Below are 11,746 nucleotides of genomic sequence, written 5' to 3'. Positions count from 1 at the left end.
GACAGTCCGTCGAAAACACTCGGAGTGTTCGCCCGGTTGCGAATCGTTACGATACCCGACACCCGGCCGCCCCCTGCGGCCGGTCCCGCCCGCAGGGCGGGCACTGTGGAGAGCGAGGCGCCGTGACCGCCGGATTCCGTGTCCACCCCACCGGGTTGGCCGATGCCGGGCAGCATGCCCGGTCCACCGCCGAGCGGCTCCGCGCGGACGCCGCAGCGGTGGCCGGTCCGGGCGACGCCGCCGTGGCCGCCCTCCCCGGCTGGCGCACCGCGGCGGCGCTGCACGACTGCGCGGAGGCGTGGCGGGTGCTGCTGCTGCGGCTGGTCGAGGAGCTCGACGGCCTGGGCGCCGACCTGGACCGGACGGCCGCCAACTACCGGGAGGCCGAGGACGAGGCCCACCACACGCTGCGATCGGCGGGCTGACCCGTGGACCACGCCGCCCTGCTCGCCGCCCGACCCGCCGCGCTGGCGGAGGCCGCCGAGGCCTATCAGCGCCTGGTCGACGCCGTCGAGGCCCGGCACGACGACTGGGCCCGGGACACCGTCGCCCGGCTGGACGCCTCCGGCTGGCAGGGCCGGGCCGCCGACCTCGCCGGCGCCGCGGTGCACCGGGCGGGCGGCCGGCTGCAGGCCGCCTGGATGGAGCTGGTCCTGGTCCGGGACGTGCTGCGGGAGGCGGCCGAGGCGTTCGGGCTCGTCCAGTCCCGCGGCCGCGATCACCCCGTCGACGGTACGGACACTGACGGCACGTCACTCGCGCGGGTGCTCGCCGAGGCCGAGCACGCCGACCGGGCCACCGCCGACCGGCTCGCCCGGCTCGCCGCCTCCGCGCGCGACCCGGACGCCCTGCGGGTCGGCCACGCCGCCCTCGGCGCGTACCGGCTGGCCGACCCGACGGACGGGCTGGGCAGCCTGCTCGACGGCACGCTCCCGCCGCCGGACAGCCCACCCGAGCGTCTCGCCGCCTGGTGGGCCGGGCTGGGCCCGGACGCCCGGGACGCCCTCGTCCTGAGCCGCCCCGAGCTGATCGGCCGCCTCGACGGCCTGCCCGCCCGCGACCGCGACCGGGCCAACCGGATCCTCCTCGACCGGCTGCTCGCCCACCCCGACCGGCTCTCCCCGCGGGTCGGCGAGGGCCTGCTCGCCATCCGCGGCCGGCTGGCCGCCGAGGGTCCGGACGTCCTGCTGCTCGCCCTGGACTCGGCGGGCCAGGGCCGGGCCGTCCTCTCCTTCGGCGACCCGGACCGGGCGGACGACGTCGCGGTGTACGTGCCGGGTTTCGGCACCGAGCTGGCCTGCGTGGGCCACGGGGACGGCGACCGGGCGCAGCGGGTCCGGGCCGCCGCCGAGCGGCAGGGCGGGGGGCGGACGGCCGCCGGCCTGGTCTGGCTGGGCTACGACGCGCCGCCGAACGAGGGGCTGCGCCCGGGTTCGGTGCACGTCGCCGGGGACGCCCGGGCCCGCGAGGGCGCCGTCTCCTACCGGCGCTTCCTGGACGGCCTGCGGGCGGCCCGCCCGCCGGGGGCGGCGCCGGCCCACGTCACGGCGCTCGGGCACAGCTACGGGTCGCTGGTGGTGGGGACGGCCGCCGCGCGGCCGGGCGGGCCGCTGGCGGACGAGGTGGTGCTGGTGGGGAGCCCGGGGGTGGGGTCGGACCGGGCGGAGCAGCTCGGGGTGGGGGCGGAGCACGTGTACGTGGGGGCGGCCGGCTGCGATCCGGTGGGGCGGGTGCCCGCGCGAGGGGAGGCGGCGGGCGGGCTGCTGGCCGCCGGTCCGGTGGGGGTGGCGGCCCGGGTGCTGGCGCCGGACGACCTCTGGTTCGGCCGCGACCCGGCGGGTGACGCCTTCGGCGCCCGGCGCTTCCAGGTCGCCCCGGGCGAGCCGTCCCACGCATTCGACAGTCACTCCGCGTACTTCGACGAGGGCTCCGAGTCCCTCGCCAACATCGCCCGCGTCGTCTCCGGCCACCCGGATGCCGTCACACGGCCGGGCTGAGGCGGCCGCGCCCCCGGGGGGTGTCGACCTGCCGACTCAGCGCGCCGAGGGCGCCGTCCCGCTGGGTCCGTGCGGGTGGTCGTGGTCCTCCGGGAGGCGGCAGATGTGCTGGATCCACAGCCCGGCCGCGATCACCGCGGCTCCCGCCAGCACCGCCAGTCCCGCCGTGATCGCCTGCGACTTCCGTGCCGCGATGTCCAGTTCGCCGAGCAGGAACACCCCCACGCCGGCGTAGATCCCGGTCACCACCGAGGACACCAGGGCGCTCGCCTGCCCGAGGACCAGGGCCCGCGCGGCCGCCAGCGGGTCGACGCCCTTGGCGTCGGGCTCGCGCTCGCGGACGGCCTTGAGCCGCGACCGCAGCGTGATCGCGACCGCGAACAGCACCACGGCGATCGCCGCGAGGGCGAGCGGTGCGAACGACGGCACTCCGGGCAGCGACCCGAGCGAGTCCCACATCCTGGCGCCGGCCCAGGAGAGCACCCCCGCCACCAGGACGATGACGAGCAGCAGGCGGAGACGGAGCGGCTTCACGCGGACGAGGTCCTTCCCGACGAACACGACGGCGGCTGATTCTGACGGACCGTCGCAGGGGCGGCGGCGCCAGGCCACCGTACCGGCCGGACCCGCCACCTCTGAGCTACGGGCGCGGCCGCACGGAAGTTCCCGGCCCGGTTCCGCGGACCGACCGGGGCCGGTCCGGTGGGGCCGCCGCCCGGGCGGTCACTCCGGCAGGCAGAGCCGGAGGTCGTCGCGGCGGCGGACGCCCTGGGCGGCGGCGCCGCCGAGCCCGTTCAGCAGGTCCGCCGCGGTGCCCTGGCCGGGGACCTCGGCGGCCGGGTCGGCGTCCAGCCAGGGGGCGAGGACGAAGGCGCGCTCGTGGGCGCGCGGGTGCGGCAGCAGCAGGTGCGGGTCGTCGCTGGTGACGCCCTCGTAGGCGAGGATGTCGACGTCGAGGGTGCGCGGGCCCCAGCGGACCTCGCGGACCCGCCCGAAGGCGTCCTCGACGGCGTTGGCGCGGTCCAGCAGGTCGACGGGCGGCAGGGTGGTGCGCAGCACGGCGACGGCGTTGAAGTAGCTGGGCTGGTCGGCCGGGCCGCCGACGGCGTCGGTCTCGTAGACGGCGGAGACGGCCAGGATCCGGACGCCGGGGGTGTCCTCCAGTGCGTCCACGGCGCCCTGGAGGGTCTCCAGGCGGTTGCCGAGGTTGCTGCCGAGGGCGATGACGGCGTGGCGGGGCTGGTGCAGGGTCGAGTCGGCCTTGTCCACCCGGCGCTCCAGGTCGAAGGTGGTCGGCGAGGCGGTCGGGTCGCTGGTGCTCATCGGGTTCCCTCTGTTCGGGCCGCGGGCACTGCGGCGGGCTGCGGTCGGTGGGGCCGGCGCGGTACGCGGGTCAGGCGCGGTACGCGGGTCGCGCCCGGTGCGCGGGTCAGGCGCGGCCCCGGTGGATGGTGATGGTGACGTCGTCGAACGGGACGGTGATCGGGGCGTCCGGCTTGTGCACGGTGACCTCGACCTCCTGGACCACCTCGTGCTTGAGGCACTGGTCGGCGATGCGCTGGGCGAGGGTCTCGATCAGGTCGACCGGGTCGCCGGCGATGACCGCGGTGACCTCCTCGGCGATGATCCCGTAGTGCGCGGTGAGGGTGAGGTCGTCACCTGCTGCGGCGGGGCGGGTGTCGAGGAACAGCACGAGGTCGACCACGAAGGTCTGCCCCTCGATGCGCTCGCGCTCGAAGACGCCGTGGTGGCCGCGGGCACGCAGGCCCCGCAGGGTGACGCGGTCCAGCAAACGAATCACTGCTCCCAGGATGACGTCCCTGCTCGGGGCAGGGCGGTGGCGGGCCCCGTCGCCCGCTGCCCCACGAATCTACCCGCGGGGAAGGACAACGCCAGACCGCCTACCCGGCCCGGAGGGCCGCCACGCGCGCCGTTTCGGCACTTGACGTGAACGTTTCGTGCCGTCGTGGCGGCCACCCGGCGGCGTCCGTGCCCAGGTGGCCCGGCGGGTGCTGGGAGCAGTCCGGGGCCTACTCCTCGTCCTCGTCGTCTCCGCTGGTCAGGACGGGTGAGCCGTGGTGGGACCAGAGGTGCCAGCCGTCCTCGGTGCGACGGAAGACGTTGGTCGAGACGACCTTGCCGCCGACCAGCGGGCCGAGCTCGCCCTCGGTCTCCGGCTCGCCGCCGGAGAGGATGTTCTCGGTGCAGGTGACAAGGGCCACATCGCCCTGGACCTCGACCTCGACGTCGGTCAGGAAGAACTGGATGTACTCGGTGTTCGCCATGATCAGCATGTACGACCGGGTGACCTGGGCGCGGCCGCGGAGGACCGGCCAGCCGGGGTGGACGCAGACCACGCCGTGCTTGTCGTCGGCGTCGGCGGCGCCGAGCCAGATCGCCTCGACGGCCTCCAGGTCGCCGTTCTCCAACGCCTCGTAGAGCGCCCGGTTGGCCGCCAGGACGGCCTCGCGGTCGAGCTCCAGGGCGGCCGCGCCGTTGTTGCCGTTCGCCGCTTCTGCCACGCCTACCCCCTCTGTGCGGCCCGCTGCCAGGCCGCGACGACCCGTACGGCGTCGGCCGTGCCGGCGACGTCGTGCACCCGGACGGCCCAGGCGCCGGCCCGGGCCGAGAGCACCGAGACCGCGGCGGTGGCGTCGTCGCGCTGCCGTGCGGGCCTCGGCTCCCCGGTTTCCGGGTTGGCGAGCAGCGTACCCAGGAAGCGCTTGCGGGATGCCGCGACCAGGACCGGCCGGCCGAGGGCGGTGAGGGCGTCGAGGCGGCCGAGCAGGGCCCAGTTGTGCTCGCTGGTCTTGGCGAAGCCGAGGCCGGGGTCCAGGATCAGCTGTTCCTCCTTGACGCCGGCGGCGAGCAGCGCGCCCGTCCGGGCGGCGAGTTCGGCGACGACGTCGGCGACCACGTCCCGGTAGACGGCCAGGCTGTCCATGTCGGCGGACTGACCGCGCCAGTGCATCACCACGAAGGGGGCGCCGGTGGCGGCGACCACCTCGGCCATGGCGGGGTCGGCGAGGCCGCCGGAGACGTCGTTGATCAGCCGGGCGCCGGCGGCGACGGCCTGCTCGGCGACGCTCGCCCGCATGGTGTCCACGGAGACGACCACGCCGGCGGCGGCCAGCTCGCGGACCACCGGGAGGACCCGGCGGATCTCCTCCTCCTCGGTGACCCGCTGGGCGCCGGGGCGGGTGGACTCGCCGCCGACGTCCACCAGGTCCGCCCCCTTGGCCACCAGGTCGAGCCCGTGCCGGACGGCCGCGGCGGGGTCCAGCCACAGCCCGCCGTCGGAGAACGAGTCGGGGGTCACGTTGACCACGCCCATCACGGCGCAGCGGTCCAGGGCCGGGAGTCCGGGCAGCGGGTTGTTCATGCGGCCATTATCGACCGCGTCCCGGAACGCCGGAGGGGCGCGGTCGCCCGCGCCCCTCCGGCGTTCTCCTGTTCGGACCCGTCCGTTTCCGGTGTCCGTTCCGACCGGCTACGCGGCCTTGTCCACCGTCACCGTCTCCGGCATCAGCCCCTGCCGCTGGCGCTTGCGTCCGAAGCGCGGCATGCCGAGCGTGATGAACGCCTCCGCCTGCATCGCGGCGAAGCCGATCCGCGGGAGGTCGCGGGTCTGCGGGTAGACCAGGAACCGCGGCTCCCACTCGGGCTGGAACTTGGCGTTGAACTTGTAGAGCGACTCGATCTGGAACCAGCGGGAGAGGAACACCAGCAGACCGCGCCAGGCGCGCAGCACCGGTCCCGCGCCGATCCGCTCGCCGCGGGCGAGGGCGGAGCGGAACATCGCGAAGTTCAGCGAGACCCGCTTCACGCCGAGGGCCGAGACCTGCTGGAGGGCGGCGACGATGAGCAGCTCGTTGAGGCCGGGGTCGGCCTCGCGGTCGCGGCGCATCAGCTCCAGGGAGATGCCGTCCGGGCCCCAGGGCACGAAGTGCAGCACGGCCTTGAGGTCGCTGCCGGGCGGGCCCTCGGGCTCGCCCTCCTCGGGGGCCTTGTGCGCGGTGACGACCACGCAGTCGTCGTCGGCGGCGTCGCCGAAGCGGCCGAGGGCCATCGAGAAGCCGCGCTCGGTGTCGGTGCCGCGCCAGCGGGCGGCGGCGTCGGCGACCTGTCGCTTCTCCTCCAGGGTCAGCTCGGAGACCCGGCGGACCTTGCACGAATAGCCATTGCGTTCGATCCGCTTGACCATCTGGCGGACGTTGCGCATCGCCCGGCCGGAGAGCGAGAAGACGGAGGTGTCGACGATGGCCTCGTCGCCGAGCTCCAGGGCGTCCAGGTCCGCCTCGCGGGTCCAGATCTCGCCGCCGAGCTCGCTGCAGCCCATGACGGCGGGCACCCAGGCGTGGGCGCGGGCCTCGGCCATGAAGACCTTGATGGCGCCGGGCCAGGCCTCGTAGTCGCCGACCGGGTCGCCGGAGGCGAGCATCACGCCGGAGACCACGCGGTAGGAGATCGCGGCCTTGCCGGAGGGCGAGAACAGCACGCTCTTGTCGCGGCGGAGCGCGAAGTAGCCGAGCGAGTCGCGCTGGCCGTGGCGCTGGAGCAGCTCGCGGACCTTCACCTCGTCCTCGGGGGTGAGCTCCGGCTCGGGCTTCTCCGGGCGGAGCGCGAGGTAGGCGGTGGTGGAGGCGGTGACCAGGCCGAGGGCGCCGAGCGAGTAGGCGACGAACCAGGAGACCCGGTCGTTGCCGTAGCCGATGGGTCCTTCGAAGCCGAACAGTCCGTAGACCACGTGCTCCAGACGCTGGAACAGGCTCGGGTCGCCGACCTCGGCCTTGAACCGGGCGCTGACGATCAGCAGGCCGAGCAGGACGCTGAGGGTGCCGAGGACGACCAGGTTGGCGAGCGCGCGCCAGCGGGTCCGCGGGTCGGCCTTGGCGTAGAACTCGCGGCGGTGCACCAGCATCACGGCCAGCAGCACCAGGGAGATGGCGGCCTGGCCGAACTGGTGCCAGCGCAGCAGGTGCAGCGTGGCGCCGATCGGCAGCAGGACGCAGACGGCGCGCCAGGCGCGGCGCTTGCGGCGGCGGAGGGCGTGTGCCAGCAGGACCAGCAGCACGCCGACCATCAGCGTGCCGGCGGCGGCCAGCGAGGTGGTGCCGCCGGGCAGCTGACCGGCCCACAGGTGCACCCGGGTGTAGCGCAGCCGGGGGAACACCGCGCAGGCGATGTCGATCAGTCCGATCAGCAGGCAGGCATAGCCGACGGCTCCGGGGAGCCAGGCCCGCGGGACGGCGGCGGCTTGGGTACGGAGCGTCTGCAGACCCCGGCGACGGGGCTGCTCGGCGGACGGCTCAACGGACACGGGAACGCTCATGGAAGCTCAGCGTAGAGGCTGCGGAGGCTCGTCCTGTCACTCCGGAGGAGGAGCTGTGATGGACCTTCATGACTATTCCTTGGGCAGGCAATCCGCACGTCAAGGAAGTGCCTCCCGAAGGTCAAGAGGACACCTCCCGCCGTCGGAAACGGGGACAGGTGGAGCCGCCCGGCCCACTCGCCCGGCGGGACGACCGGACGGCTGGAGCGGCGGGTGCGGCAGTGGCTTGGGTCCGACGCGGCCGCGCCCCGCGACGCAGCGGTCGCGGACGCATCACACACGGTGGACGCCGCATTCTAGGGCTTCGGTTGCGTGGGGCACACAGGCGGCCCGCCGGCCGGCAGGGGGCCGATCGGCCCAGCCCCGGTGGCCGGTGCCTGCGGGCGGCCGGAGGATGAACGCCCGCGCGAGGGCGGCCCGAGGAGGACGGCGGCGATGGAACTGACCGGCGATGCGCTGCTGTACTCGCTGATCGCGATGGCCCTCCTGGGGCTCGCGGCCACCCTGTGGCTGTGGCCGCGCCTGGCCCGCCAGCGCCCGCTCCCGGTGCTCGTCCGGCTGGCGCTGCTGACGGTGGTCCAGGTCGCGGTGACCGCCTCGCTCGGGCTGTCGGTCAACAACGCGTACGGGTTCTACACCTCCTGGAACGACCTGCTGCACCCGGGCGGGACGGCGCTGGCGCTGGCCGCGCCGCCGCCGGGCGGCGGCTCGGGGGACGCCGGCCGGCTGGTGCAGGCGACCGCGGAGGGCGGGCTGGAGACCGTCCGGGACCTGCTGCCGCAGGGGCCGCCCGAGGAGGTGGGGAAGGTGGAGTCGGTCCACGTCACCGGCACCGAGTCCGGCCTGGCCGACCAGGTGTTCGTCTACCTGCCGCCGGAGTACTTCATCCCGCGGTACGCGCGCGAACGGTTCCCGGTGCTGCTGGCCATCGGCGGCTACCCGGGACCATCCCTGCACCTGGTGGAGGGGCTGCGGGTGCCGCTGACCGCCTCGCAGCTCCAGCGCGAGGGCCGGATGGCGCCGACCGTGATCGTGATGGCCCGGCCCACCGTGGCGCCGCCGCGCAACACCGAGTGCGTGGACGTGTCCGGCGGCCCGCGGACCGAGACCTGGTTCGCCAGGGACCTGCCGGCGGCGATCCGCTCGGCGTACCGGGTCAGCCGCTCGGCGGCCTCCTGGGGGGTGCTGGGCTACTCGACCGGCGGCAACTGCGCGCTGCGGCTGGCGATGCGGAACCCGGACGCCCTGCCGACCGCGGCCGGGCTGCACGCCGAGTACCAGGTGCCGAACGACCGCTGGACGGACGGCGACCTGTTCCACGGGGACACGGCGGCCGCCCAGCAGTCCGACCTGCTCTGGCGGCTGAAGAACCTGCCCGCGCCGAGGACGGCGCTGCTGCTGGTCTCCACCCGGACCGAGGACGACTACCCGGCGACCGAGCAGTTCCTGGCCGCCGCCCGGGAGGTGGCCGCCGCCCACCCGGAGTTCACGGTGGACTCGCTCCTCCTGCCGGACGGCGGGCACAGCTTCGAGACCTGGCGCAGCGAGCTGCCCGCCACGCTGGAGTGGCTCAGCGACCGCCTCGCCGTCCCCCAGGACCGGGAGCCGCGGGGCTGACCGGGGCCGGCCGCCGGGGTGCTCAGCGCCCGATGATGAGGCTCATCGCCTCGGCGCGGGTGGCGGGGTCGCGGAGCTGGCCGCGGACGGCGGAGGTGAGCGTCTTGGCGCCGGGCTTGCGGATGCCGCGCATCGACATGCACATGTGCTCGCACTCGATGACCACGATGGCGCCGCGCGGCTCCAGGATCCGCATCAGCGAGTCGGCGACCTGGCTGGTGAGCCGCTCCTGCACCTGCGGGCGGCGGGCGTACACGTCGACCAGGCGGGCCAGCTTGGACAGGCCGGTGATCTTGCCGCTGGTGGACGGGATGTACCCGACGTGCGCCACGCCCTGGAACGGCACCAGGTGGTGCTCGCAGGTGGAGAACACCTCGATGTCCTTGACCAGCACCATCTCGTCGTGGCCGAGGTCGAAGGTGGTGGTGAGGACGTCCTCCGGCTCCTGCCAGAGCCCGGCGAATATCTCCTTGTACGCGCGGGCGACACGGGCCGGCGTCTCCAGGAGGCCCTCGCGGTCCGGGTCCTCCCCGACGGCGATCAGCAGCTCGCGCACGGCGTTCTCGGCACGCTTCTGGTCGAAGTGCCCGATGGGGGACTCACCCTCGAGGGTCACCGGGTCGATCATGCGTACCTCGCTGCTGTCGTACGGACTGGGCCTGCAGCACGAATGCCGCGCCTCCAGGGTACAAACCCTGGAAACGCGGCATCCATTCCGTCCTGCGGATCAGCTCTCGGCGGGGCTGTCACCGGTGGCCGGCGGCAGCTTCACCACGTCGACCGGGCCCTCCTGGGCGGTGCTGGTGATGACGCCGTTGGTGAGCGCCAGCTCCTTGGGCGACTGGACCGGCGGGCGGGTGGACGGGGTGCGGCGGGCCGAACCCGTCCAGGCCGGACGGTGCGGACGCTTGATCACCGGAGCGAAGATCTCGGCGATCTGCTCCTTGTTCAGCGTCTCCTTCTCCAGCAGCTCCAGCACGAGGTTGTCGAGCACGTCGCGGTTCTCGACCAGGATCTCCCAGGCCTCGTTGTGCGCGGTCTCGATGAGCTTCTTGACCTCCTCGTCCACCAGCCCGGCGATCTCCTCGGAGTAGTCGCGCTGGTGGGCCATCTCGCGGCCCAGGAAGGGCTCGGAGTCGGAGGAGCCGAACTTGATCGCGCCGAGGCGCTCGCTCATGCCGTACTGGGTGACCATGGCCCGCGCGGTGGCGGTGGCCTTCTCGATGTCGTTCGAGGCGCCGGTGGTCGGGTCGTGGAAGACCAGCTCCTCCGCCGCCCGGCCGCCCAGCATGTAGGCGAGCTGGTCGAGCATCTCGTTGCGGGTGGTCGAGTACTTGTCCTCGTCCGGCAGGACCATCGTGTAGCCCAGGGCGCGGCCGCGGGACAGGATGGTGATCTTGTGCACCGGGTCGGAGTAGTTGCAGGCCGCCGCGACCAGGGCGTGTCCGCCCTCGTGGTACGCGGTGATCTTCTTCTCCTTGTCGGACATGATCCGGCTGCGCTTCTGCGGACCGGCGACCACGCGGTCGATCGCCTCGTCCAGCACGCCGTTGTCGATCAGCTTCTTGTCCGAGCGGGCCGTCAGCAGGGCGGCCTCGTTGAGGACGTTCGACAGGTCGGCGCCGGTGAAGCCGGGGGTGCGCTTGGCGACGGCCGAGAGGTCGACGTCGGGCGCGATCGGCTTGCCCTTCTGGTGGACCTTGAGGATGTCCACGCGGCCCTGGAGGTCCGGGCGGTCGACGGCGATCTGCCGGTCGAAGCGGCCGGGGCGCAGCAGCGCCGGGTCCAGGATGTCGGGGCGGTTGGTGGCGGCGATCAGGATGACGCCGCCCTTGACGTCGAAGCCGTCCATCTCGACCAGCAGCTGGTTGAGGGTCTGCTCGCGCTCGTCGTGGCCGCCGCCGAGGCCCGCGCCGCGGTGCCGGCCGACGGCGTCGATCTCGTCGACGAAGATGATCGCCGGGGCGTTCGCCTTGGCCTGCTCGAACAGGTCGCGGACCCGGGAGGCACCGACACCGACGAACATCTCGACGAAGTCGGAACCGGAGATCGAGTAGAACGGCACGCCGGCCTCGCCCGCGACGGCGCGCGCCAGCAGGGTCTTGCCGGTGCCGGGCGGGCCGTAGAGCAGCACGCCCTTGGGGATCTTGGCGCCGACGGCCTGGAACTTCGAGGGCTCCTGCAGGAACTCCTTGATCTCCTGGAGCTCCTCGACCGCCTCGTCCGCACCGGCCACGTCCGCGAAGGTGGTCTTCGGGGTGTCCTTGGTGAGCAGCTTGGCCTTGGACTTGCCGAACTGCATGACCCGGGAGCCGCCGCCCTGCATCTGGTTCATCAGGAAGAGGAAGACCAGGACGATGATGACGATCGGCAGCATCGACAGCAGCAGGCTGACGAAGGTGGACTGCCGCTCGGGGCTCACGGTGTAGCCGTTCGGCAGCTGGCCGTTCTTGAACTCGTCCTGCAGGGTGCTGGAAATGCTGGCGGCCTGCGAGTCGGAGACGTAGGAGGCTTGGAACTTGGTGCCCTTGGGCGCCTTCTCGGAGCCGTTGGTCGGCAGCGTCTGGCCGTCCTTCAGCTCGATCTTGATGAGGTTCGAGTCACCGGTGGTGAGCTTCGCGGCCTTGACCTGGTTCGCGTTGATCGCCGCGATCACCTGACCGGTGTCCGCCGTCTTGTAGCCGCTCGAGTCCGAGACCACCTGCATCAACACGATGACGGCGAGGACGGCCAGCACGATCCACATGATCGGCGCACGGAAGTATCGCTTGACGTCCATCCATGCGGGGCGTTGCCGCCC

11 protein-coding genes are annotated in these 11,746 nt (G+C 73.6%); 3 read left to right on the top strand and 8 right to left on the bottom strand.

The window, feature by feature from the left end; translation table 11 throughout:
- Positions 1-122: 122 nt before the first annotated feature.
- Together ABWK59_RS19335 and ABWK59_RS19330 are read left to right on the top strand one after the other, a co-directional pair.
- Entirely contained in the window at positions 123-425 is a 303-nt protein-coding gene (locus ABWK59_RS19335) for a type VII secretion target (protein WP_354641845.1), read from the top strand.
- A 3-nt stretch (positions 426-428) separates the two neighbouring features.
- Positions 429-1,997, top strand: coding sequence for an alpha/beta hydrolase (locus ABWK59_RS19330; RefSeq protein ID WP_354641844.1), 1,569 nt, complete (start codon positions 429-431; stop codon positions 1,995-1,997).
- A gap of 36 nt (positions 1,998-2,033) precedes the next feature.
- On the opposite strand, the gene ABWK59_RS19325 is transcribed toward ABWK59_RS19330, so the two are convergent.
- The 6 genes from ABWK59_RS19325 to ABWK59_RS19300 form a co-directional block, all read right to left on the bottom strand.
- The gene (locus ABWK59_RS19325) at positions 2,034-2,531 is read right to left on the bottom strand and encodes a DUF3180 domain-containing protein (protein WP_354641843.1); all 498 of its coding nucleotides are present in this window, start codon (positions 2,529-2,531) and stop codon (positions 2,034-2,036) included.
- 189 nt (positions 2,532-2,720) lie between these two features.
- Positions 2,721-3,320: a 2-amino-4-hydroxy-6-hydroxymethyldihydropteridine diphosphokinase gene (gene folK, locus ABWK59_RS19320; RefSeq protein ID WP_354641842.1), complete on the bottom strand. Its 600-nt coding sequence runs from the start codon at positions 3,318-3,320 to the stop codon at positions 2,721-2,723.
- Positions 3,321-3,426: 106 nt separating this feature from the next.
- A complete protein-coding gene (gene folB / locus ABWK59_RS19315) occupies positions 3,427-3,786 on the bottom strand; it encodes a dihydroneopterin aldolase (RefSeq protein ID WP_354645013.1) in 360 nt (119 codons plus the stop codon).
- A gap of 241 nt (positions 3,787-4,027) precedes the next feature.
- The gene (locus ABWK59_RS19310; protein WP_354641841.1) at positions 4,028-4,519 is read right to left on the bottom strand and encodes a nuclear transport factor 2 family protein; all 492 of its coding nucleotides are present in this window, start codon (positions 4,517-4,519) and stop codon (positions 4,028-4,030) included.
- A 2-nt stretch (positions 4,520-4,521) separates the two neighbouring features.
- Entirely contained in the window at positions 4,522-5,379 is an 858-nt protein-coding gene (folP, locus tag ABWK59_RS19305; RefSeq protein WP_354641840.1) for a dihydropteroate synthase, read from the bottom strand.
- Positions 5,380-5,487: 108 nt separating this feature from the next.
- The gene (locus ABWK59_RS19300; RefSeq protein WP_354641839.1) at positions 5,488-7,329 is read right to left on the bottom strand and encodes a phosphatidylglycerol lysyltransferase domain-containing protein; all 1,842 of its coding nucleotides are present in this window, start codon (positions 7,327-7,329) and stop codon (positions 5,488-5,490) included.
- Positions 7,330-7,764: 435 nt separating this feature from the next.
- Here ABWK59_RS19300 and ABWK59_RS19295 point away from each other — a divergent pair, with 435 nt between their 5' ends.
- The gene (locus tag ABWK59_RS19295; protein WP_354641838.1) at positions 7,765-8,946 is read left to right on the top strand and encodes an alpha/beta hydrolase; all 1,182 of its coding nucleotides are present in this window, start codon (positions 7,765-7,767) and stop codon (positions 8,944-8,946) included.
- Between the two features lie 22 nt (positions 8,947-8,968).
- Here the strand turns inward: ABWK59_RS19295 and folE are convergent, their stop codons facing one another.
- On the bottom strand, positions 8,969-9,574 hold the full coding sequence (folE, locus tag ABWK59_RS19290) for a GTP cyclohydrolase I FolE (RefSeq protein WP_354641837.1): 606 nt from the start codon (positions 9,572-9,574) through the stop codon (positions 8,969-8,971).
- 99 nt (positions 9,575-9,673) lie between these two features.
- Positions 9,674-11,725 carry an ATP-dependent zinc metalloprotease FtsH gene (ftsH, locus tag ABWK59_RS19285; protein ID WP_354641836.1) on the bottom strand — a complete coding sequence of 684 codons (2,052 nt, stop codon included), beginning with the start codon at positions 11,723-11,725 and terminating at the stop codon, positions 9,674-9,676.
- Positions 11,726-11,746: the final 21 nt, after the last annotated feature.

It is taken from the genome of Kitasatospora sp. HUAS MG31 (assembly GCF_040571325.1).
Classification (GTDB): domain Bacteria; phylum Actinomycetota; class Actinomycetes; order Streptomycetales; family Streptomycetaceae; genus Kitasatospora; species Kitasatospora camelliae.
Note: the sequence above shows the minus strand (reverse complement) of the source record. Positions and strands in the feature narration are given on the sequence as shown.